General features: G+C 61.0%; 22 protein-coding genes. 21 read left to right on the forward strand and 1 reads right to left on the reverse strand.

What is annotated here, in order from left to right; translation table 11 throughout:
• The first annotated feature begins 125 nt into the window (after window positions 1–125).
• From AWB81_RS00740 to AWB81_RS00840, 21 genes are all read left to right on the forward strand, one after another.
• A complete protein-coding gene (locus AWB81_RS00740) occupies window positions 126–1,010 on the forward strand; it encodes a branched-chain amino acid ABC transporter permease (RefSeq protein ID WP_062631985.1) in 885 nt (294 codons plus the stop codon).
• Entirely contained in the window at window positions 1,010–1,981 is a 972-nt protein-coding gene (locus AWB81_RS00745) for a branched-chain amino acid ABC transporter permease (RefSeq protein ID WP_062631986.1), read from the forward strand. Before AWB81_RS00740 ends, AWB81_RS00745 begins: the two co-directional genes overlap by 1 nt.
• A gap of 506 nt (window positions 1,982–2,487) precedes the next feature.
• Window positions 2,488–3,654, forward strand: coding sequence for an ABC transporter substrate-binding protein (locus tag AWB81_RS00750; RefSeq protein ID WP_062631987.1), 1,167 nt, complete (start codon window positions 2,488–2,490; stop codon window positions 3,652–3,654).
• A gap of 279 nt (window positions 3,655–3,933) precedes the next feature.
• Window positions 3,934–5,106: an ABC transporter substrate-binding protein gene (locus AWB81_RS00755; protein WP_062631988.1), complete on the forward strand. Its 1,173-nt coding sequence runs from the start codon at window positions 3,934–3,936 to the stop codon at window positions 5,104–5,106.
• A gap of 147 nt (window positions 5,107–5,253) precedes the next feature.
• Window positions 5,254–6,309 carry a branched-chain amino acid ABC transporter permease gene (locus tag AWB81_RS00760; protein ID WP_062631989.1) on the forward strand — a complete coding sequence of 352 codons (1,056 nt, stop codon included), beginning with the start codon at window positions 5,254–5,256 and terminating at the stop codon, window positions 6,307–6,309.
• A 4-nt stretch (window positions 6,310–6,313) separates the two neighbouring features.
• A complete protein-coding gene (locus tag AWB81_RS00765; RefSeq protein ID WP_062631990.1) occupies window positions 6,314–8,098 on the forward strand; it encodes a branched-chain amino acid ABC transporter ATP-binding protein/permease in 1,785 nt (594 codons plus the stop codon).
• Window position 8,099: 1 nt separating this feature from the next.
• On the forward strand, window positions 8,100–8,864 hold the full coding sequence (locus AWB81_RS00770) for an ABC transporter ATP-binding protein (RefSeq protein ID WP_062631991.1): 765 nt from the start codon (window positions 8,100–8,102) through the stop codon (window positions 8,862–8,864).
• A gap of 153 nt (window positions 8,865–9,017) precedes the next feature.
• On the forward strand, window positions 9,018–10,979 hold the full coding sequence (mnmG, locus tag AWB81_RS00775; protein ID WP_062631992.1) for a tRNA uridine-5-carboxymethylaminomethyl(34) synthesis enzyme MnmG: 1,962 nt from the start codon (window positions 9,018–9,020) through the stop codon (window positions 10,977–10,979).
• Window positions 10,976–11,659 carry a 16S rRNA (guanine(527)-N(7))-methyltransferase RsmG gene (gene rsmG, locus AWB81_RS00780; RefSeq protein ID WP_062631993.1) on the forward strand — a complete coding sequence of 228 codons (684 nt, stop codon included), beginning with the start codon at window positions 10,976–10,978 and terminating at the stop codon, window positions 11,657–11,659. The genes mnmG and rsmG overlap by 4 nt, the downstream gene beginning before the upstream one ends.
• Window positions 11,660–11,742: 83 nt before the next feature.
• Window positions 11,743–12,513, forward strand: a complete 771-nt coding sequence (locus AWB81_RS00785) for a ParA family protein (RefSeq protein ID WP_062631994.1) — start codon at window positions 11,743–11,745, stop codon at window positions 12,511–12,513.
• A 44-nt stretch (window positions 12,514–12,557) separates the two neighbouring features.
• Complete coding sequence (locus tag AWB81_RS00790; protein WP_062631995.1) at window positions 12,558–13,454, forward strand: ParB/RepB/Spo0J family partition protein; 897 nt, start codon at window positions 12,558–12,560, stop codon at window positions 13,452–13,454.
• A 7-nt stretch (window positions 13,455–13,461) separates the two neighbouring features.
• A complete protein-coding gene (locus AWB81_RS00795) occupies window positions 13,462–14,601 on the forward strand; it encodes an SLC13 family permease (protein ID WP_062631996.1) in 1,140 nt (379 codons plus the stop codon).
• Window positions 14,602–14,848: 247 nt separating this feature from the next.
• Window positions 14,849–15,400 carry an ATP synthase subunit I gene (locus tag AWB81_RS00800; RefSeq protein WP_062631997.1) on the forward strand — a complete coding sequence of 184 codons (552 nt, stop codon included), beginning with the start codon at window positions 14,849–14,851 and terminating at the stop codon, window positions 15,398–15,400.
• Window positions 15,401–15,580: 180 nt separating this feature from the next.
• Entirely contained in the window at window positions 15,581–16,432 is an 852-nt protein-coding gene (atpB, locus tag AWB81_RS00805; RefSeq protein ID WP_062631998.1) for a F0F1 ATP synthase subunit A, read from the forward strand.
• Window positions 16,433–16,522: 90 nt separating this feature from the next.
• Window positions 16,523–16,792, forward strand: coding sequence for a F0F1 ATP synthase subunit C (gene atpE / locus AWB81_RS00810; RefSeq protein ID WP_007180033.1), 270 nt, complete (start codon window positions 16,523–16,525; stop codon window positions 16,790–16,792).
• A 135-nt stretch (window positions 16,793–16,927) separates the two neighbouring features.
• Window positions 16,928–17,398 carry a F0F1 ATP synthase subunit B gene (locus AWB81_RS00815; protein ID WP_062631999.1) on the forward strand — a complete coding sequence of 157 codons (471 nt, stop codon included), beginning with the start codon at window positions 16,928–16,930 and terminating at the stop codon, window positions 17,396–17,398.
• 2 nt (window positions 17,399–17,400) lie between these two features.
• Window positions 17,401–17,943: a F0F1 ATP synthase subunit delta gene (locus tag AWB81_RS00820; RefSeq protein ID WP_062632000.1), complete on the forward strand. Its 543-nt coding sequence runs from the start codon at window positions 17,401–17,403 to the stop codon at window positions 17,941–17,943.
• Window positions 17,944–17,989: 46 nt separating this feature from the next.
• Window positions 17,990–19,531 carry a F0F1 ATP synthase subunit alpha gene (atpA, locus tag AWB81_RS00825; RefSeq protein ID WP_062632001.1) on the forward strand — a complete coding sequence of 514 codons (1,542 nt, stop codon included), beginning with the start codon at window positions 17,990–17,992 and terminating at the stop codon, window positions 19,529–19,531.
• A gap of 95 nt (window positions 19,532–19,626) precedes the next feature.
• Window positions 19,627–20,517 (forward strand): F0F1 ATP synthase subunit gamma, encoded by an 891-nt coding sequence (gene atpG / locus AWB81_RS00830; protein ID WP_062632002.1) that lies wholly within the window; start codon window positions 19,627–19,629, stop codon window positions 20,515–20,517.
• A gap of 42 nt (window positions 20,518–20,559) precedes the next feature.
• Window positions 20,560–21,954, forward strand: coding sequence for a F0F1 ATP synthase subunit beta (gene atpD / locus AWB81_RS00835; RefSeq protein WP_062632003.1), 1,395 nt, complete (start codon window positions 20,560–20,562; stop codon window positions 21,952–21,954).
• Window positions 21,955–22,074: 120 nt separating this feature from the next.
• Window positions 22,075–22,500: a F0F1 ATP synthase subunit epsilon gene (locus AWB81_RS00840; protein ID WP_062632004.1), complete on the forward strand. Its 426-nt coding sequence runs from the start codon at window positions 22,075–22,077 to the stop codon at window positions 22,498–22,500.
• A gap of 8 nt (window positions 22,501–22,508) precedes the next feature.
• Here the strand turns inward: AWB81_RS00840 and AWB81_RS00845 are convergent, their stop codons facing one another.
• A complete protein-coding gene (locus AWB81_RS00845; RefSeq protein WP_062632005.1) occupies window positions 22,509–22,730 on the reverse strand; it encodes a hypothetical protein in 222 nt (73 codons plus the stop codon).
• Window positions 22,731–22,768 lie beyond the last annotated feature (38 nt).

Consider the following 22,768-nt stretch of genomic DNA (forward strand, 5'->3'; position numbering starts at 1 on the left):
TCTACAGCGCCAACTCTGGTCGACAGCTCTGCATGGGTAGTGCAAGAGCGGGACGGGACGGTGCGCGGCTGTAGCTGGCCGCTTGCCGCCGTTTTCGCGCCAAAACCACTCTGACGGCAGATTCGATGGAAATTTTCGGCATTCCGCTCGTCGCGATGATGAGCCAGTTGCTGCTCGGGCTGGTCAACGGCTCGTTCTACGCGATCCTGAGTCTCGGGCTCGCGGTGATCTTCGGCTTGCTCAACGTGATCAACTTCGCCCATGGCGCGTTGTTCATGCTGGGCGCCATGCTCACCTGGATGGGCTTTTCGTACTTCAACGTGCCGTACTGGGCGATGCTGCTGCTCGCGCCGGTGATCGTCGGCGTGTTCGGCATGGTGATCGAACGCACGATGCTCCGCTGGCTCTACAAGCTCGATCACCTCTACGGCCTCTTGCTCACCTTCGGCATCACGCTCGTGATCGAAGGCGTGTTCCGCTCCGTCTACGGCTCTTCGGGACAGCCCTACGACGTGCCGCCGCTCCTGTCAGGCGCGACCAACCTCGGCTTCATGTTCCTCCCGAACTATCGGGCGTGGGTCGTGGTGGCATCGCTCATCGTCTGCTTCGCGACCTGGTTCGTGATCGAGAAGACGCGTCTCGGCGCCTACCTGCGCGCGGGCACGGAAAACCCGAAGCTCGTCGAGGCGTTCGGCATCAACGTGCCGTTGATGGTCACGCTCACCTACGGCTTCGGCGTGGCGCTCGCGGCGTTTGCAGGCGTGCTCGCGGCGCCGGTGATCCAGGTGTCGCCGCTGATGGGCCAGTCGATGATCATCACCGTGTTCGCGGTCGTCGTGATCGGTGGCATGGGGTCGATCATGGGATCGATTCTTACCGGGCTGCTGCTCGGCGTGATCGAAGGCCTGACGCGCGTGTTCTATCCGGAAGCGTCCGCGACGGTCGTCTTCGTCATCATGGCGCTCGTCCTCCTGGTGCGCCCTGCAGGACTCTTCGGCAAGGAAAAATGATGCAGAGAAAAGCGCTTTATGTGCTGTTGCTGATCGGCCTGATCGCCGCGCCGTTCGCGGGCGTCTATCCCGTGTTCATGATGAAGGTGCTGTGTTTCGCGCTCTTCGCAGCTGCGTTCAATCTGCTCATCGGCTACACGGGGCTGCTCTCGTTCGGTCACGCGATGTTCCTCGCGAGCGCCGGCTACACCACAGGCTACGTGATCCAGACACTCGGTTTCACACCCGAGGTCGGCGTGATCGCGGGGACGGCGGTCGCGACGGTACTGGGGCTCGTCGTCGGGCTGTTCGCAATCCGGCGCCAGGGCATCTATTTCGCGATGATCACGCTGGCGCTCGCGCAGATGGTCTACTTCGTGTTCCTGCAAGCGCCGTTCACGCACGGCGAAGATGGCCTGCAAGGCGTGCCGCGCGGCAAGCTCTTCGGCGCGATCGACCTTGGCTCCGACCTGACGCTCTATTACGTGCTGCTCGTCGTGATGGTGCTGGCGTTTGCGTTGATCGTGCGGATCGTGCACTCACCGTTCGGGCAGGTGCTGATCGCGATCAAGGAAAACGAGCCGCGCGCGATCTCGCTCGGCTACGACACCGCACGCTTCAAACTGTTGGCGTTCATCCTGTCGGCGGGGCTGGCCGGGCTCGCCGGATCGCTAAAGGTGGTCGTGCTCGGATTCGAGACGCTCGGTGACGCCTACTGGACGATGTCAGGTCTCGTCGTGCTGATGACGCTCGTCGGCGGGATGAGCACGATGTTCGGGCCGCTGCTCGGCGCGGCGATCATCGTGGCGCTGGAGAACCGCCTCGGCGATATCGGCAGCGCACTCGCAAGAATCACCGGCGTCGACTGGTTCAACTCGTTCGGCGAATCCGTGACGATCGTGACCGGGCTCATCTTCATTGCGTGCGTGCTGGCTTTCCGGCGCGGCATCGTCGGCGAGATCATCGCGCGTGTGCGGCCGTTGCAGGGATAACCGGAAATCTTTGGCGATCCGAATCAAACTGCCGAAAAGGATTATCTGCGTTTAGCGGGTGCCGATAAAACATCGCCCATTTAAGGTGCTTTTATGCACCACTAGGGTAAATGCTAGGTTGTGACAGACCGTTTCGCAATTTACTATGCGTCCTAGTTCTGTTGCACCGAATTTTTGAGGTGGAGAACGAGGAGACAACGAGGCACTAAGTGCCCGACCGAAAGCGCTGTTGGATGATTCCAACAGCGCTTTTTTATTTGTTTTTCGCCTTTTCGTTTTATCTTTTGTCGGCTGAATTCGACGCCGGTTAATGCGCGTTTTCCCTTATCATTTTCGGCGGATTTCGCGGCATTTTCAAAAGCAGCTGCGAGCGGCCAGAATCCCTTCAAAACGCTTGCTACGCGCGGCTCGCCTCCGCTACACTCGCCATTCGCCGACCGAATGGTCGGTGATTCAATTCCGCAAATCCGTCTTTAATCACACGAATAATCACGGGGCAGAAAGGCATGAAGTTCGCATTGCGCTGGACCGCGGCGGCGATGATCGCAGCGGGTAGTTCGGTTTTCATGAGCACGCAGGTTTTCGCAGACGTGAAAGTGGGCGTGACCGTTTCCGCGACGGGTCCGGCTGCGTCGCTCGGTATTCCGGAGAAAAATACGATTGCGTTATTGCCCAAGGAAATCGCGGGACAAAAGGTGCAATACATCGTGCTCGACGATGCCACTGATTCCACACAGGCCGTCAAGAACGCGCGCAAGCTGACGAGCGAAGATCACGTCGATGCGCTGATCGGCTCGACCGTCGTGCCGAACTCGCTCGCGATGATCGATGTAGCCGCTGAAACGTCCACGCCGATGATCTCGATGGCCGCGGCGGCCTCGATCGTCGAGCCGATGGACGCGAAGCGCGCGTGGGTCTTCAAGACGCCGCAGAACGACATCCTGATGGCGACGGCCATCGCGCAGCACATGTCGAATCATGGCGTGAAGACGGTGGCGTTCATCGGCTTTTCCGACGCCTATGGCGAGAGCTGGTTCAAGGAGTTCGGCAAGGCCGCCGATCTCGCGAAGATCAAGGTCGTCGCGAACGAGCGCTTTGCGCGCAACGACGCGTCGGTGACGGGGCAGGTGCTGAAGATCGTCTCGCAGAATCCGGACGCGGTGCTGATCGCCGGTGCCGGCACACCGGCCGCGCTGCCGCAGAAGACGCTCAAGGAGCGCAACTACAAGGGCAAGATTTATCAGACGCACGGCGTCGCGAACAACGACTTCCTGCGCGTGTGCGGCAAGGATTGCGAGGGCACGTTCCTGCCGGCGGGGCCGCTGCTGGTTGCCGAGCAACTGCCCGATTCGAATCCCGTGAAGAGCGCAGCGCTTACTTATAAGAAGGCGTACGAGGCAGCGAACAGCGCGGGCTCGGTTTCGACTTTCGGCGGTCACGCATGGGACGCGGGTCTCATCCTGCAGCGCGCGATTCCTCTCGCGCTGAAGAAGGGGCAGCCGGGTACGCCGGCGTTTCGCGAGGCACTGCGGGCGGCCATCGAAAGCACGAAGGATCTTGCGGTGTCGCATGGCATCGTCAACATGAGCGCGAACGATCACTCGGGCCTCGATCAGCGCGCACGCGTGATGGTCGAGATCGTCGGCGGGAAGTGGAAGCTCGTCAGCAACTGAGCACGCCGACACGATGAATTGAACCTGGAGAACAAGGCGCGTTGCTTCATACGCGCCTTTTTTTCTGCGTAACGAGAAGCCCGTACGCATTCAGCAAAGCGGGCCCGTGAAGTGAGAGAAGGGCAGTTATGGAAAGGGTGCGCGGTCAGGGAAAACGATGCTAGGCACGCTTTCACGCGCTACATAGATTGACGCAGCAGCAAGGGCGGCAACTCGATAACAACTCGCAGCAGCGCACCGTCGGGGTGCGCGACAGCAATTCGCGTTTGGAGACAGGTCATGAAAAAGACAAAACACTGGGTATGCACGGGCATTGCGCTCGCGGTCGCGGGCTTCGCACTCACCGGCGCAAGCGCCGCGTTCGCGCAGGTGAAGATCGGCGTCACGCTTTCGGCGACGGGGCCGGCGGCATCGCTTGGCATTCCCGAGAAAAACACCATTGCGCTCCTGCCTAAGGAAATCGGCGGCAAGTCGGTCGAATACATCGTGCTCGACGACGGCTCCGACACGAGCCGCGCCGTGCAGAACACTCGCAAGCTGATCGACGAAGATCACGTCGACGCGATCATCGGCTCGACCGTGACGCCGAACTCGCTCGCGATGATCGACGCGGCGTCGTCGGCGAAGACGCCGATGATCTCGATGGCGGCATCGGCGGCGATCATCTCGCCGATGGACGCGAAAAAGGCGTGGGTCTTCAAGACGCCGCAGAACGACGCACTGATGGCCGACGCCATCGCGAGCTACATGGAAAAGCACGGCGTGAAGACGGTCGGTTTCATCGGCTTCGCGGATGCCTACGGCGACGGCTGGTACAACGTGTTCAGCGCGGCTGCCACGGCGCACAAGCTGAAGATCGTCACGAACGAGCGCTACAACCGCACCGATACGTCGGTGACTGGCCAGGTGTTGAAGACGATGGGCGCGAATCCGGATGCGGTGCTGATCGCGGGCGCGGGCACGCCTTCCGCGCTGCCGGCGAAGGCGCTCAAGGAGCGCGGTTACAAGGGCAAGGTCTATCAGACTCATGGCGTCGCAAATAACGACTTCCTGCGCGTGTGCGGCAAGGATTGCGAAGGCGAACTGCTGCCCGCCGGTCCGGTGCTCGTGACCGATCAGTTGCCGGACAGCAACCCGGTGAAGAAGTCATCGGCTGCGTACAAGAATGCGTACGAGAAGGCCTATGGCGCAGGCTCGCTGTCGACGTTCGGCGGCCACGCCTGGGATGCGGGCCAGATGCTCCAGCGCGCGATTCCCGAGGCGCTGAAGAAGGCCCAGCCGGGCACGGAAGCGTTCCGCGAGGCGCTGCGCGCGTCGCTGGAAAGCCTGAAGGACTTGCCCGTGGCGCACGGCATCATGAACATGACGCCGACCGATCACAACGGTTTCGATGACCGCGCACGCGTGATGGTGCAGATCGTCGACGGCAAGTGGAAGCTGCAGAACGACTGACGCGTTTTAGACGCGTCGCTGACCAGGCGCGTCTCGTTGTCGAAAGCGGCGCACCGGGGGATCGGCGCGCCGCTTTCCCATGTTTTGCCGCGCTCGCCCAGCTGCTATCCGCAGCAACCGGGAGCCGGCCGATTTCAAAGAGGAAGTATGGACTTATCGATTGCGGCGATCCTCGCGCAAGACGGGATCACCACGGGCGCAATCTACGCGTTGCTCGCGCTCGCCCTGGTGCTCGTGTTTTCCGTGACACGCGTCATCTTCATTCCACAGGGCGAGTTCGTCGCATATGGCGCGCTCACGCTCGCCGCGCTGCAGACCCAGAAGCTCCCCGCGACGTGCTATCTGCTGCTGGCGATGGGCGCGGGCTGCTTCGTCGCTGAACTCGCGCGCATCGTGCGGCATCCGTCGCGATATCGGCACATCGCGCGCACGCTCGTGGCGCTCGCGGGCAAGTATCTCCTGTTCCCGATCGCGGTCTATGCGCTCACGCAGGGCGTCTTGATGCAGACCTTGCCGATGGTCGCGCAGATCGCGCTCACACTTCTGATCGTCGTGCCGATGGGGCCGTTCGTGTACCGGCTCGCTTACGAGCCGATCGCGGAGGCGAGCACGCTCCTGCTGCTGATCGTCGCGGTGGCGGTGCACTTCGCGATGGTCGGCCTTGGACTCGTGATGTTCGGTGCGGAAGGATCGCGCACGACGCCGTTCTCGGACGCGAACTTCACGTTCGGCACGGTATCGGTTTCGGGCCAGAGCCTGTGGGTGGTCGGCACGGCTATTGTGCTGATCGTCGCGCTTTACTTCTATTTCGATCGCTCGATCTCGGGCAAGGCGCTCAGGGCGACGTCGGTGAACCGGCTCGGCGCGCGTCTGGTGGGGATAGGAACGACGCAGGCCGGGCGGCTGGCATTCACGCTGGCAGCCGGTCTCGGGGCGCTCTGCGGCGTCCTGGTGGCCCCGATCACGACGATCTACTACGACTCCGGCTTCCTGATCGGCCTGAAGGGGTTTGTGGGGGCTATCGTCGGCGGTCTGGTGAGTTATCCGCTCGCTGCGGCGGGTTCGCTGCTCGTCGGCCTGCTCGAATCCTATTCGTCGTTCTGGGCGAGCGCTTACAAGGAGGTGATCGTTTTCACGCTGATCATTCCGGTGCTGCTGTGGCGGAGTCTGGCGAGTCCGCATTCGGAAGAAGAAGAGGAGTGAAGCGATGAAATTCCTGATCCGGAACAAGTTCTTTTGGGTTTTCCTGCTGGTGGTGTTCGCGCTGCCGGTCTTGCCGCAACCGATCCGCGTGCCCGAGTACTGGGTCACGCTGCTCAACTACATCGGGCTGTACTCCATCGTTGCGATCGGCCTCGTGCTGCTGACCGGCATCGGCGGGATGACGAGCTTCGGGCAGGCGGCATTCGTGGGCGTCGGGGCCTACACGACGGCGTTTCTCACGACGCAGTTCGGCGTGTCGCCGTGGCTAGCGTTGATCGTCGGCATTGTGCTCACGGCTTTCGTCGCGCTGCTGCTTGGCATGGTCACAATGCGCCTTTCCGGCCACTTCCTGCCGCTCGGCACAATCGCCTGGGGTCTGTCGCTGTTCTTCCTGTTCGGGAATCTCGAATTGCTTGGCAAGTACGACGGCATCAACGGCATTCCTGTGCTGAACCTGTTCGGTTGGCATCTGGAATCGGGTCGCAGCATTTACTACCTGATCTGGGTGGTCGTGCTGCTGTCGGTCGTGTCTGTTCAGAACCTGCTTAATAGCCGTCCGGGCCGCGCTATTCGCGCGCTGCGCGGCGGCGGAACGATGGCCGAAGCGATGGGCGTGAACACGGCTTGGATGCGCGTTGTGATCTTCGTCTATGCGGCGGTGCTTGCGGCGATTTCGGGCTTCCTTTACGCGCATCTTCAACGCGCGGTGAATCCAACGCCGTTCGGCCTGAATCACGGCATCGAGTTCCTGTTCATGGCGGTGGTGGGGGGGGTGTCGCATGTTTGGGGTGCGGTTCTCGGCGCGACGATTCTCACCGTTCTGCAGGACTACCTTCAGACACTGCTTCCGAAACTGCTCGGCGCGAACGGCAACTTTGAAATCATCGTGTTCGGCGTGCTGATGGTTCTATTGCTCCAGTACGCGCGACAAGGCGTCTGGCCGTTCGTGTCGCGGCTGTTTCCGCGTGGCCCACGCGCGCACGTGCCGGACCATGCGGAATCGTTGCCGCAGCGCAGCAAACCGGTAACGGGCGAACGCCTGCTTGTCGTCGACAAAGCGCGCAAGGAGTTTGGCGGCCTGGTCGCGGTCAACGACGTGAGCTTCGAAGTCAAAGCGGGCGACATCATCGGACTGATCGGTCCGAACGGCGCGGGCAAGTCGACGACATTCAATCTCGTCACAGGCGTACTTCAGGCGACGAGCGGCTCGATCACTTTCCACGGCGAGCGAATCGACTCTCTGACTTCACGTGAAATCGTGAAGCGCGGCATCGGGCGTACGTTCCAGCACGTCAAGCTGCTGCCGGGCATGACCGTGCTGGAGAACGTCGCGATCGGCGCGCATTTGCGCGGCAATACGGGGGTCTGGAGGAGCATCGCAAAGCTGAACGCCGGCGAAGAAGCGCGTCTGATGGCAGAGGCTGCGAAACAGATCACGCGTGTTGGTCTGGAAAAGCATCTGTACGACGAGGCCGGCAGCCTGGCGCTGGGACAGCAGCGCATTTTGGAGATTGCGCGGGCGCTTTGCTGCGATCCGACGCTGCTGCTTCTCGACGAACCTGCGGCGGGGCTGCGTTATCAGGAGAAGCTGCAACTCGCCGATCTGCTTCGGAAGCTGAAGGCGGAAGGAATGAGCGTTCTGCTTGTCGAGCACGACATGGATTTTGTGATGAATCTCACGGACCGGCTGGTCGTCATGGAGTTTGGCACGCGGATCGCAGAAGGCCTGCCGCAAGACGTGCAGAAGGATCCGGCGGTTCTCGAGGCGTATCTGGGTGGGGTGGAGTGAGATGAGTCAAACAATCAACACGGCCGAGCCGATTCTGCAGGTCAGCGATTTGTCCGTCCGCTACGGGAAAGTCGAGGCATTGCATCAGGGCAGGCTTTCGGTCGGCGCGGGTCAGATCGTTTCTGTGATCGGGCCGAACGGGGCGGGGAAATCCACTTTGCTCAACGCGATCATGGGCGCCTTGCCTTCGACGGGACACGCGAAGGGTGTCGTCCGGTATCTCGGTGACGACATTTCATCGCTGGAGATCGAGCGCCGTGTTTCACGTGGAATGTGCTTGGTGCCGGAGAAGCGCGAACTCTTTGCAAGCATGAGCGTGGAAGACAATCTCATCCTGGGAGCCTATCGGCGCAAGCGCGCCGGCGAGCGAGATTTTCTCGATCAGTTGCCGCACGTCTTTGAGCTGTTCCCGCGACTGAAGGAGCGAAGGAAGCAGGCATCGGGCACGCTTTCCGGCGGCGAGCGCCAGATGCTCGCGGTCGGGCGCGCGCTGATGGCGAAGCCGCAGCTGCTGATGCTCGATGAACCGAGCCTTGGCTTGGCGCCGCTGATTGTGAAGGAAATCTTCCATATCATCAGTGCGCTTCGGGAAACGGGTGTCGCGACGTTACTGATCGAGCAAAACGCCCGTGCCGCTCTGCAGATTTCCGACTACGGATATGTGCTGGAAACCGGGGAATTTGCGATGGAAGGGCCGGCGAGCGATCTGGCGCACAATCCGAGAGTCATCGAAACTTATCTGGGCCTCGCGAAGAAGGCAGTTTAATTGGACCGATCCTGACATCGAACGGCGTGTTTCACGTGAAACACGCCGTTTTTTTATCATTAGCCGATCGGGCTAAATTCGGGCTTAAAGCTTAAGCGATATAATTGCGAGATATTTCTCTTCAAGGCTCGCGTCGTTCGCACGCGAAATCTCATGCTTTTTCCGACAGAATTCGATGTGATCGTCGTTGGCGGTGGTCACGCAGGCACCGAAGCAGCGTTGGCCTCGGCTCGAATGGGCTGCAAGACCCTATTGTTGACCCACAATATCGAGACGCTCGGCCAAATGAGCTGCAATCCATCGATTGGCGGCATCGGCAAGGGGCATCTCGTCAAGGAAGTCGACGCGCTGGGCGGCGCGATGGCGGCCGCAACGGACGAGGCGGGCATACAGTTCCGCATTCTCAACTCGTCGAAGGGACCGGCGGTGCGCGCGACGCGCGCTCAAGCAGACCGCCTGCTATATAAACAAGCGATTCGGCATCGGCTGGAAAATCAGCCGGATCTTTGGCTGTTCCAGCAAGCCGTCGACGACTTGATTATGGAAGGTGATCGGGTGGTAGGCGCTGTGACGCAGGTTGGTGTGCGATTCCGCTCGCGCGCTGTCGTGCTGACGGCCGGTACGTTCCTCGACGGAAAAATCCACGTCGGTCTGAATAATTACACGGGTGGACGGGCGGGAGATCCTGCTGCGGTTTCTCTCTCCGCGCGCCTCAAGGAGTTAAAGCTTCCGCAAGGCCGGCTAAAGACCGGGACACCGCCGCGAATCGACGGAAGAACAATCGACTATTCCAAGCTCGAAGAGCAGCCCGGGGATCTCGATCCGATCCCGGTTTTCTCGTTTTTGGGCCGAGTGGAGCAGCATCCGCAGCAAGTGCCGTGCTGGGTGACGCATACGAACGCGCGCACGCACGACATTATTCGCGCAGGACTCGATCGCTCCCCGATGTATACGGGTGTGATCGAAGGAGTGGGTCCGCGATATTGCCCGTCCATCGAGGACAAAATCCACCGTTTTGCGTCCAAGGATGCACATCAGATCTTCCTCGAGCCCGAAGGCCTTACGACGAATGAGTTTTATCCGAACGGCATTTCGACCAGTTTGCCCTTCGACGTGCAACTCGAACTCGTGCGCTCGATGGTCGGGCTTGAGCACGCGCACATTCTTCGGCCGGGCTACGCCATTGAATACGACTATTTCGACCCGCGCGCGCTGAAAGCATCGCTGGAGACGAAAGCGATCGGTGGCCTGTTCTTCGCCGGACAGATCAACGGGACGACGGGCTACGAAGAGGCCGCCGCGCAAGGTCTTCTGGCGGGGATTAACGCGGGGTTGCAGGTCCAAGGGAAGGAAGCGTGGGCTCCGCGTCGTGACGAAGCCTATTTGGGTGTACTGGTTGACGATCTGGTGACGCGTGGAGTCTCCGAACCGTACCGGATGTTCACTAGCCGCGCTGAATATCGCCTTTCCCTGCGTGAAGATAACGCCGATATGCGACTAACCGAGGTCGGGCGAAAGCTTGGTGTCGTCGATGACGTGCGTTGGGACGCGTTCAGTCGAAAACGTGACGCTGTTTCACGTGAAACAGAGCGTCTCCGCACCACATGGGTCAATCCTAGGACGCTTCCCTCCGCAGAAGCGACCGCCCTCCTTGGGAAGCCGATCGATCACGAGTACAGTCTCGCGGACTTGCTTCGTCGTCCCGGTGTTTCCTATGAGGGAATCTGCACACTTCGAGATGGCGCGTGCGGTCCGGAATCCGCGCTCGCAGACGATCCGGTCTTGCTCGCGCAGATCAAAGAGCAAATCGAGATCGGTGTGAAGTATCAGGGCTATATCGATCGCCAAGCCGATGAGATTCAGCGGAACGGCTCGCAGGAAAATACGCGCCTTCCAGAGGGAATCGACTATGCCGAGGTGCGAGGGCTGTCGTTCGAGGCCCGACAAAAGCTGACACAACACCGGCCGGAGACGATTGGCCAGGCGTCGCGCATTTCCGGAATCACGCCTGCTGCAATTTCGCTCCTCATGGTTCACCTGAAACGCGGCCTCGGACGTCGCGCTGCGGCTGGCATCACGGACACCGGCAGCGGCAACGCGCCGGCGGCCCAATGACGGGCCGCGCGGGCAGAGAGCCCGGTACAGAAGCCCTTCACGCGCTGTTGAGGGATGGTTCGGCCGAACTGGGGTTGACGTTGTCCGACGCCCTGCAGCAGAAGCTGATCGACTACGTCGCATTGCTGGCCAAGTGGAACGTTGTCTACAACTTGACCGCGATTCGCGATCCGCGCCAGATGCTGATCCAGCACATTCTCGATTCCCTCGCGATCATTCTTTCGCTGTCCAAGCGCGGACCGTCAACCGCGCTCGACGTGGGTTCGGGCGGCGGCCTTCCGGGGATCGTCATGGCGATCGTCTTGCCGGACTGGCAAGTCACTGTGAACGATATTGTTCATAAAAAAACCGCATTTCAGTCGCAAGTGAAGGTGCAGCTTGGTCTGACGAATCTGTCCGTGGTCACCGGACGCGTGGAGAGTCTGCAGCCTGGAATCGACGTACCCGGAAAATTCGATGTAATCGTGTCGCGCGCGTTCGCAGAGCTCACCGATTTCGTTACACTTGCGCGTCACCTGGTTGCCGACGAAGGTCGAATTTTCGCGATGAAAGGCATACGGCCTGAAGCCGAAATTGCACGGCTTCCCGCAGGCGCGACAGTGCTCGACATCGAGCGTCTGCGCGTACCGATGCTCGATGCGGAACGGCATTTGATTGAAATCGCTGTTGCACCGCAATGAGCGCCGCAAACGGTATTGAAGTACTCCACGCACGCTGAACCAACGCTGATCTTCTGGCAGCGAAGAAACGAGGACACTACACGATGGCAAAAATCTTCTGCGTCGCAAATCAGAAGGGCGGCGTTGGAAAGACGACGACAGCGGTCAATCTCGCAGCGAGCCTTGCGGCGCTCGATCAGCGGGTTCTGTTGATCGATCTGGACCCGCAGGGCAATGCCACGATGGGCAGCGGTATCGACAAGGCAGCGTGCGAGAACACGGTTTATGAAGTACTGGTGGATGGTGTCACGTTGCGCGATGCGCGCAAGCGCCCGGAAGCCGTCAATTACGATGTTCTGCCGGCCAACCGCGAGCTGGCCGGCGCGGAAGTGGAACTGGTCGGTGTCGACAATCGCGAGCATGTGCTGCGCGCGGCGCTCGCGGAAGTGATCGAAGACTACGATTTCGTGCTGATCGACTGTCCGCCGGCGCTGTCGCTCTTGACGCTCAACGGGCTGTGCGCGGCGCATGGCGTGGTCATCCCGATGCAGTGCGAGTACTTCGCCCTGGAAGGTCTGTCGGATCTCGTCAATACCATCAAGCAAGTTCACGCCAATCTCAATCGCGACCTGAAGGTGATCGGCCTGCTGCGCGTCATGTTCGATCCGCGGATCACGTTGCAACAACAGGTTTCCGATCAGTTGAAGGAACATTTCGGCGGCAAAGTGTTCGACGTGGTTATCCCGCGCAACGTGCGTCTCGCCGAAGCGCCGAGCTACGGCCTTCCAGGCGTGGTGTTCGACAAGTCGTCTCGTGGCGCGCAGGCCTACATGCAGTTCGGCACTGAAATGATGGAGCGCGTGCGCGCGCTCTGACCCCACACCCATTCGACGCGGCACACGCTGCCGGAGGAACCGAGATGAGCGCTGTAATGAAAAAGAAAGGCTTGGGCCGCGGGCTCGACGCGTTGCTGGGCGGCAGTGTCGACATCACGGAGGCCGTTCGCAGCGAAGGCGTGCCGAGTGTGCTCCCGTTGTCAAAGCTGCAGGCGGGCAAGTACCAGCCGCGCACGCGCATGGACGAGGGCGGCCTGCAAGAGCTTGCCGCAAGCATTCGCGCGCAAGGCCTGATGCAGCCGCTCCTCGTGCGCTTGATCGGGCCGGAGCAGTACGAAATCATCGCGGGCGAGCGACGTTTCCGCGCGGCGCGCATCGCCGGCCTCGACGAGGTACCGGTGCTCGTCAAAAACGTGCCCGATCAGGCGGCCGCCGCGATGGCGCTGATCGAGAACATCCAGCGCGAGGACCTGAATCCGCTGGAAGAGGCGCAAGGCATCCAGCGCCTGCTCGACGAATTCGACTTCACGCATGAACAAGCGGCTGAATCCGTTGGGCGCTCGCGCAGTGCCGTGTCGAACCTTTTGCGGCTGCTGAACCTTGCGACGCCGGTCCAGACGATGCTGCTCGCCGGCGACCTCGACATGGGCCACGCGCGCGCGCTGCTCGCCGTCGACGCTGCGACGCAGATTCAACTGGCCAATCAGGTGGTCAACAAGCGCATGTCGGTGCGCGAGACCGAAAAGCTCGTCACGTCGACGACGAAGGAAGTGCCGGCGACCAAGGCGCGCGTCGCGAACGATGGTGGACGCGACACGCGCAGGCTCGAAGAGGAGCTATCCGACCTGCTGTCGGCGAACGTGAAGATCAAGGTCGGCGGGCGAGGGCGCGGCAAGCTCACCATCGATTTCGGCGATCTCGATTCGCTCGAAGGCATTCTCAGCCGGCTGCGCGGCACCGCCGACGCCGCTCGCGCCTGATCGCGCCTTGTCGAGCGCAAACACGAAGGACGCCGCCGCGCCGCGTACGTTCGCGCGTGCGTGGGCGCTCGTCAGCAAGGAGCCCGTCCTCGCGATTCTGATCCTCGCGCTCGCGGGACTGCAGGTTCTGCACCCGCGTCCCTGGGGCACGTTGCCCGCGCTGATCGACTGGCAGACGGTGCTCACGCTCGCCGGCTTGCTCATGTTGACGAAGGCCGTCGAATTGTCAGGATTCCTGATGTGGATGGCGCATCGCCTCGTGCATCGCATTCACAGCGAGCGGACGCTGGCGTTCCTGTTGATCGCGCTCGCCGCAGGACTTTCGACCCTCCTCACCAACGACGTCGCGTTGTTCGCCGTCGTGCCGCTGGCGCTTTCGCTGCACAAACTGGCGCCGCTTCCGATCAAACGGCTCGTCATCTTCATTGCTCTCGCGGTGAACGCGGGATCGGTCCTGACACCGCTCGGGAATCCTCAGAATCTCTTTCTCTGGCAGACGAGCGGGGTGTCGTTCGGCGCGTTCGTGTGGGCGCTCGCGCCGCTCTGTGCGGTATTGATGGCGATGCTGTACGTGCTGACGGCCTTCATGTTCCGCGCCGAGCCACTGGACCTTTCCGGCGACGTCGAGGAGCATCGCGTCGACCGCACGCTGTGCATCGTGGCGGCACTGGCGTTCGTCGTATTCGTCGCGTCTGCGGATGCGCATCATGCAGGGCCGGCTCTCGCCGCGGTGGTCATCGGCTTCCTGGTGTGGCGACGGCAGGTCGTGCTGAAGATCGACTGGCTGCTGCTGCTCATCTTCGTGCTGATGTTCATCGTATTGCGCCGCGCCGCGGCGTTGCCGTGGGTGCATGACGCGATCGCGCGCATCGGCCTGCACACACCCCTTCGCGCATACGGGGCGGGCGCGGTGCTGTCACAAGGCATCAGCAACGTGCCGGCCGCCATCATGCTCGCCGAGTTCTCGAAGGATTGGCGCGCGCTCGCGTTCGGCGTGAGCGTCGGCGGCTTCGGTATCGCAATAGGATCGCTCGCCAACCTGATCGCCGTGCGACTCTGCGGCGAGAAGGGCATGTGGACACCGTTTCACATCGTATCGATACCATTCTGGATCGTGGCAACGCTGATCGGCGCCTGGCTTGTATGAGCTAAAACCGCGCCTTACAACCCTTCACGAACGGGCGATAAATGCAAGAAAATTCTCAGTTGATCGACTGATTTCTAAGAGTCGTCTGCTTGGCTTTTGACGCACCTAAACTATTGAATCCCCGACAACAATCGCTTACAATCCCCCGGATTTATCAGCTTGGCGACCCAGAAAGCGCGGCGTAATGGCGCTGTCGAATGCAGGGGCGAAAGTAGTCGAGAACCGGGACTTTTTGGCAGATAGTGTGATGACGGTGCGAGAGCAGAATCGAGCGCCGCGAGGCGGGCAAGACGGGCGCCGGTCGCCATCTGAAGCTAACGAGAACACATCCGGAAATCGGCCGCACAACTCGTTTGACGATTCGTGGGACGCCGAAGCGCAAGATAACAATATCGTTCCGCTCACGCGGGCTCAGGCAGAGACGCTGTTTGGTCCGGAAGTGAGTCGTCCATCGCGTGTCACGCCGTACAAGGTCGTGGCAGCGCAAATGGTTTTGTCCCTGGGTGCGACGCTGGCGTGGTGGCTGTTCTACAGTCCGCCGGGTGATGCCGCGCTGTCCGCCTTCCTGGGAGGAGCGATCTGCTGGGTGCCGAGCGCATTGTTCGCGGCACGCCTGAAAGCGAAGAGTGGCGCCGAAACCATCATGAGCTGGATGATCGGCGAGGCGCTCAAGATGGGTGCGACGATTGCAATGTTTGTCGCGATCGCGTACTGGTACAAAGGCGCATTGTGGGTGCCGCTTCTGGTCACCTATCTGGTCGCGCTGAAGACGTACTGGATTGCGATGGTGTGGCGCTGAGCGCGTGGGTCAGGACGAGGCGCGCCAGCAGTTGGGCAGACAGTATCAGAGCAAATAAATACGTGCGGATTCCATATCCTGCACGCGGGCCTGCGCCCTGCGAGCCGCAAAGCCTACGCGGTGGCTCGGGGAATCGACAGGCGTCGAAAGATTTTTGACAATTTGGGTGGCTTTAACGATATGGCAGCTAGCGAAGGAACGCGCGCTCTGGATCCGTCCGAGTACATTGCGCACCACTTGCAGAATCTTTCCAATCACCATCAGACGTCGATTTTCGACATCCACGTCTGGAATCTCGATACGTTGTTCTGGTCGATCGTCTGCGGCCTGGTCACGATCCTGATTCTCGGCATCGCCGCCCGCAAGGCGACGTCCGGCGTTCCGGGGCGCTTCCAGAGCGCGATCGAGATGCTCGTGGAGATGGTCGAAGATCAATCGAAGTCGATGATCCACGGCAACCGCCGCTTCATCGCTCCGCTCGCGCTGACCGTCTTCGTCTGGGTCGCCCTGATGAATTCGCTCGACTTCATCCCCGTCGACCTGCCGGGCCGCGTGATCGAATGGCTGGGTCTGTCGGAAGCCATTCCGCATCACCGCATCGTTCCGACTGCCGACCTGAACGGCACGCTCGGCATCGCGCTCGGCGTGTTCGCGCTGATGATTTACTACAACCTCAAGATCAAGGGCGCCGGCGGCTTCGTTCACGAACTGCTGTCGGCTCCGTTCGGCGCGCATCCGCTGCTGTGGATCCCGAACCTTGCACTGAACATCATCGAGTTCGTCGCCAAGACGGTTTCTCTCGGCATGCGGCTGTTCGGCAACATGTACGCGGGCGAACTGCTCTTCCTGCTGATCGCCCTGCTCGGCAGCATGTGGCACTTCGGCGCGGACGCCTCTGTACTTGGCTTTCTCGGCCACGTGGTCGCGGGTACGGTCTGGGCGATTTTCCACATTCTGATCGTTCTGCTCCAAGCGTTCATTTTCATGATGCTGACGCTGGTGTACATCGGCCAGGCGCATGACACGCACTAACACGCTTTAAGTAGTCCCAGAATCAGCTCAGGTTTCACGGTTTCGTCTTTTATAAATCCAGTTCCAAAGTCTTTAATCAAAGGAGTGATCATGCAAGCTTTCATCGCCAACATCCAGGGTCTGACCGCCATCGGTATCGGCATCATCATCGGCCTGGGTGCAATCGGCGCCTGTATCGGTATCGGTCTGATGGGCGGCAAGTACATCGAGGCTTGCGCCCGTCAGCCGGAACTGATGAACCCGCTGCAAACCAAGATGTTCCTCTTGGCTGGTCTGATCGACGCGGCGTTCCTGATTGGCGTTGGTGTGGCAATGCTGTTTGCGTTTGCGAACCCGCTGCTCTCGAAGCTCGCAGGCTGAGGTTCCTCGGAAGTGTGCGTCTGACCCATCGTGAAGACGCAGGACGGAACGGATGAGGGCGCTTTATCGATGCAGATCGTCGATGAGCGCCTTACCGTTTCACTCTCCCGAAAAAGCAACGTTTAAGGAAACACCGTGAATCTCAACGCAACCCTGTTTGCGCAAATGGTCGTGTTTCTGATCCTCGCGTGGTTCACGATGAAGTTCGTGTGGCCGCCGTTGATCAACGCCCTCGATGAGCGCTCGAAGAAGATCGCCGACGGCCTCGCCGCCGCCGAAAAGGGCAAGACGGAACTCGAAGCCGCGCACAAGCGCGTCGACCAGGAACTCGCGCAAGCCCGCAATGACGGCCAGCAGCGTATCGCCGAAGCTGAAAAGCGTGCGGTCTCCGTCGCCGACGAAATCAAGGCCAACGCACAAGCCGAAGCCGCGCGCATCATTGCGCAGGCAAAGGCCGACGCAGACCAGCAAGTCGTGAAGGCACGCGAAGCACTGCGCGCCGAAGTCGCGGCTTTGGCCGTGAAGGGCGCCGAGCAAATCCTGAAGCGCGAAGTCGACCAGAAGGCGCATTCCGATCTGCTGAATCAACTCAAAACCGAGCTCTGATCATGGCTGAACTTGCAACCATCGCCCGTCCTTACGCAGAAGCGCTGTTTCGCGTGGCCGAAGCCGGTGATCTCGCGGCCTGGTCCAACTTCGTCGAGGAGCTGGCACAGGTTGCGCGTCTGCCGGAAGTGCTGTCGGTCGCCACGAACCCGAAGGTCAGCCGCGAACAGATCAGCGACCTGCTGCTTTCCGCGGTGAAGTCGCCGTTCGCGCAGGACAACGCGCAGGCGAAGAACTTCGTGCATATGCTGGTCGACAACCATCGCCTGCCGCTGATGCCCGAAGTCGCCGTGCAGTTCGACGAGCTGAAGAACGCCCGCGAAGGCGCGGCCGACGCGTTGATCGTGAGCGCGTTCCCGCTCGAAGGCGAACAGTTGAACGACCTCGTCGCAAGTCTCGAACGCAAGTTCCAACGCAAGCTGAAAGCCACCGTCGAAATCGACCCGTCGCTGATCGGCGGCGTACGCGTGACGGTTGGCGACGAAGTGCTCGATACCTCGGTCCGCGCGCGCCTCGCCAGCATGCAGACGGCTCTGACCGCCTGACGCGCCGAAGCTGGCACGCAACAGAATTGACTATCAGGAGCGAATAATGCAACTCAATCCCTCTGAGATCAGCGAGCTGATCAAGAGCCGGATCCAGGGCCTTGAAGCGAGCGCGGACGTTCGCAACCAGGGCACCGTGATCTCCGTGACCGACGGTATCGTGCGTATCCACGGCCTGTCGGACGTGATGCAGGGCGAAATGCTCGAATTCCCGGGCAACACGTTCGGCCTCGCGCTGAACCTCGAGCGCGACTCGGTCGGCGCCGTGATTCTGGGTGAATACGAACACATTTCGGAAGGCGACATCGTCAAGACGACGGGCCGCATTCTCGAAGTGCCGGTCGGTCCGGAACTGCTCGGCCGCGTGGTCGATGCACTCGGCAACCCGATCGACGGCAAGGGCCCGATCAACGCGAAGATGACCGACGCAGTCGAAAAGATTGCACCGGGCGTGATCTGGCGTAAGTCGGTGTCGGAGCCGGTCCAGACCGGCCTGAAGTCGATCGACGCGATGGTGCCGATCGGCCGTGGCCAGCGCGAGCTGATCATTGGCGACCGTCAGTGCGGCAAGACCGCCGTCGCGATCGACGCGATCATCAACCAGAAGGGCAAGAACCTCTTCTGTATCTACGTCGCGATCGGCCAGAAGGCTTCGTCGATCATGAACGTGGTGCGCAAGCTCGAAGAAACCGGCGCGATGGAATACACGATCGTCGTCGCGGCTTCGGCTTCGGAATCGGCTGCGATGCAATACCTCTCGCCGTACGCCGGCTGCTCGATGGGCGAATACTTCCGCGATCGCGGGCAAGATGCGCTGATCGTGTTCGACGACTTGACCAAGCAAGCCTGGGCGTATCGTCAGATTTCGCTGCTGCTGCGCCGTCCGCCGGGTCGTGAAGCGTATCCGGGCGACGTGTTCTATCTGCACTCGCGTCTGCTGGAACGTGCGGCTCGCGTGTCGGAAGACTACGTCGAGAAGTTCACCAACGGTGAAGTGAAGGGCAAGAGCGGTTCGCTGACGGCGTTGCCGGTCATCGAAACGCAAGCTGGCGACGTGACCGCGTTCGTTCCGACGAACGTGATCTCGATTACCGACGGTCAGATCTTCCTGGAAACCGACTTGTTCAACGCCGGTATCCGCCCTGCAATCAACGCGGGCGTGTCGGTGTCGCGAGTCGGCGGTGCAGCTCAGACCAAGGTCGTGAAGAAGCTGTCGGGCGGTATTCGTACTGACCTGGCGCAGTACCGTGAACTGGCCGCATTCGCGCAGTTCGCATCGGACCTCGACGAAGCCACCCGTAAGCAGCTCGAACGCGGCCGTCGCGTGACGGAACTGCTCAAGCAGCCGCAGTATCAGCCGCTGCAAGTGTGGGAACTGGCCGTCGCGCTGTTCGCGGCGAACAACGGTTATCTCGACGACCTCGAAGTCAGCCAGGTGCTGCCGTTCGAAAAGGGTCTGCGCGAATACCTGAAGACGAGCCACGCCGACATGGTCAAGCGCATCGAAGACAACAAAGACTTGTCGAAGGACGACGAAGGCGCATTGCATGCCGCGCTGAAGGACTTCAAGAAGTCGGGCGCTTACTGATCTCAACATTGATCGGGACTTTGGAGCGGCGCGGGCCGCTTCGGGCCGCAAGGCAAGATGAAGCACCCCGCGCCACTTCGATCAAGGAGTAAGCAATGGCTGGAATGAAGGAAATTCGCGGCAAGATCAAGAGCGTGCAGAACACGCGCAAGATCACGAAGGCGATGGAGATGGTGGCCGCGTCGAAGATGCGCCGCGCGCAGGAACGCATGCGCGCCGCTCGTCCGTACGCCGACAAGGTTCGCGACATCGCGGCGCACATGAGCGCAGCCACGCCCGAGTACCGCCATCCGTTCATGGTGAAGAACGAAGGCGCGAAAGTGGCCGGCATCATCCTCGTTACGACCGACAAGGGTCTGTGCGGCGGCATGAACACGAACATCCTGCGTGCGTCGGTTCAGAAGTTCAAGGAACTGGAGCAGCAGGGCACGACGATCGAAGCATCGGCCATCGGCAGCAAGGGTCTCGGCTTCCTGAATCGTCTGCGGGCGAAGGTCGTGTCGGAAGTCACGCATCTCGGCGATACGCCGCATCTGGAAAAGCTGATCGGCGCGGTGAAGGTGCAGCTCGACCTGTATTCGGAAGGCAAGATCAACGCGGTGTACCTGGCGTACACGCGCTTCGTCAACACGATGAAGCAGGATGCGGTGATCGAGCAATTGCTGCCGCTGTCGGCGGAAGACTTCAAGGATCGCGCCGACGAAGAAGGTTCCGTCACGCCGAAGACGTCGTGGGACTACATCTACGAGCCGGATGCGCAGACCGTCGTCGATGAACTGCTCGTGCGTTATGTCGAAGCGCTCGTCTATCAGGCGGTCGCGGAGAACATGGCATCGGAGCAATCGGCCCGGATGGTCGCGATGAAGGCCGCGTCGGACAATGCGAAGACCGTGATCGGCGAATTGCAGCTCGTCTACAACAAGAGCCGGCAGGCCGCGATTACGAAGGAACTCTCGGAAATCGTCAGCGGCGCCGCTGCGGTCTGATGACCGCGTGAGCTGAATCAAACAGTATCTAAAGGAAATGCGATGAGTACTACTGCTTTGGTAGAAGGCAAGATCGTACAGTGCATCGGCGCGGTGATCGACGTGGAATTCCCGCGCTCGCAAATGCCGGGCATCTACGACGCACTCGTTCTGGAAGGCTCGGAACTGACGCTGGAAGTCCAGCAGCAGCTGGGCGACGGCGTGGTCCGCACGATTTGTCTGGGTGCTTCGGACGGGCTGCGTCGCGGCACGATCGTGAAGAACACGGGCAAGCCGATCAGCGTGCCGGTCGGCAAGCCGACGCTCGGCCGGATCATGGACGTCCTCGGCCGCCCGATCGACGAAGCCGGTCCGATCAACTCGGATGTGACGCGCGGCATTCACCAGAAGGCGCCGAAGTTCGAAGATCTGTCGCCGTCGACGGAACTGCTCGAAACCGGCATCAAGGTTATCGACCTGATCTGCCCGTTTGCAAAGGGCGGCAAGGTGGGTCTCTTCGGTGGCGCCGGTGTGGGCAAGACCGTGAACATGATGGAACTGATCAACAACATCGCGAAGGAACACGGCGGTTATTCCGTGTTCGCGGGTGTTGGCGAGCGTACCCGCGAAGGGAACGACTTCTATCACGAAATGAAGGACTCGAACGTTCTCGACAAGGTCGCGCTCGTGTACGGCCAGATGAACGAGCCGCCGGGCAACCGTCTGCGCGTGGCGCTGACCGGCCTGACGATGGCCGAGCACTTCCGCGACGAAGGCCTCGACGTGCTGTTCTTCGTCGACAACATCTACCGTTTCACGCTGGCTGGCACGGAAGTGTCGGCACTGCTCGGCCGTATGCCGTCGGCAGTGGGCTATCAGCCGACGCTGGCTGAAGAAATGGGCAAGCTGCAAGAGCGCATCACGTCGACCAAGACCGGCTCGATCACGTCGGTTCAGGCCGTGTACGTCCCTGCGGATGACTTGACCGACCCGTCGCCGGCTACGACCTTCGGCCACCTGGACGCAACCGTCGTGCTGTCGCGTGACATCGCGTCGCTGGGTATCTACCCGGCCGTGGACCCGCTCGATTCGACCTCGCGTCAGATCGACCCGCACGTGATCGGCGAAGAGCACTACAACATCACGCGCGGCGTGCAGCAGACGCTGCAGCGCTACAAGGAACTGCGCGACATCATCGCGATTCTGGGCATGGACGAACTGTCGCCGGAAGACAAGCTGTCGGTGGCGCGCGCTCGCCGGATCCAGCGTTTCCTGTCGCAGCCGTTCCACGTCGCTGAAGTGTTCACGGGCTCGCCGGGCAAGTACGTGCCGCTGAAGGAAACGATCCGCGGCTTCAAAATGATCGTCGAAGGCGAGTGCGATCATCTGCCGGAGCAGGCGTTCTACATGGTCGGCACGATCGACGAAGCCTTCGAAAAGGCCAAGAAGATCCAGTAACGGTCGGGTGTAAAGAAGCGGACGCATGGCACATGCCGGCGTCTTCGAACTACGCTCACCCAGCCTTGCATGGGACGAGAGTAAGCGCCAAAGCGCGAACACTCGTCGACAGGAGTCGATATGGCAACCATCAAAGTAGACGTCGTCAGCGCGGAAGAGCAGATCTTCTCGGGCCAGGCGAAGTTCGTCGCGCTGCCGGGCGAAGCGGGTGAACTCGGCATTCTGCCGGGCCACACGCCGCTCATCACGCGCATTCGTCCGGGCGCGGTGCGCATCGAGGCGGAAGACGGCTCGGAAGAGTTCGTGTTCGTCGCGGGCGGGATTCTCGAAATCCAGCCGGGCGTCGTGACCGTGCTCGCCGATACGGCGATCCGCGGCGCAGACCTCGACGAAGCGAAAGCCGAGCAGGCGAAGAAGCGTGCCGAAGAGGCGTTGCAGAACACGGATTCGAACCTCGAGTACGCGACCGCGCAAGCGGAGCTGGCGTACGCGACGGCTCAGCTCGCTGCAATTCAGCGTCTGCGGAAGCTTCGCGCACAGCATTGAGCGCGGTCTCATCGCGTGATCGAAAAGGCAGCCTTCGGGCTGCTTTTTTGTTTTTTGCTTGCCGATGCACGCCCGACCGGCACGCGCATTTCTGCATATCGATTGTGCGTCGGCTCCCGTTTCGCGCGTAACGTGCTGATTTGATGCCACTTGCGTGCGCCGGTCGCAAAGCCGTTGCGGGTAACACTGAATGCCCGCCATTCCTTTTGCCATGCAAAATAGTCTTCCAAAATGCCTGCAACCCCGGGCAGCACTTCATGGCGGAGAC

The sequence above is a fragment of the Caballeronia arationis genome, from assembly GCF_001544975.2.
GTDB lineage: Bacteria > Pseudomonadota > Gammaproteobacteria > Burkholderiales > Burkholderiaceae > Caballeronia > Caballeronia arationis.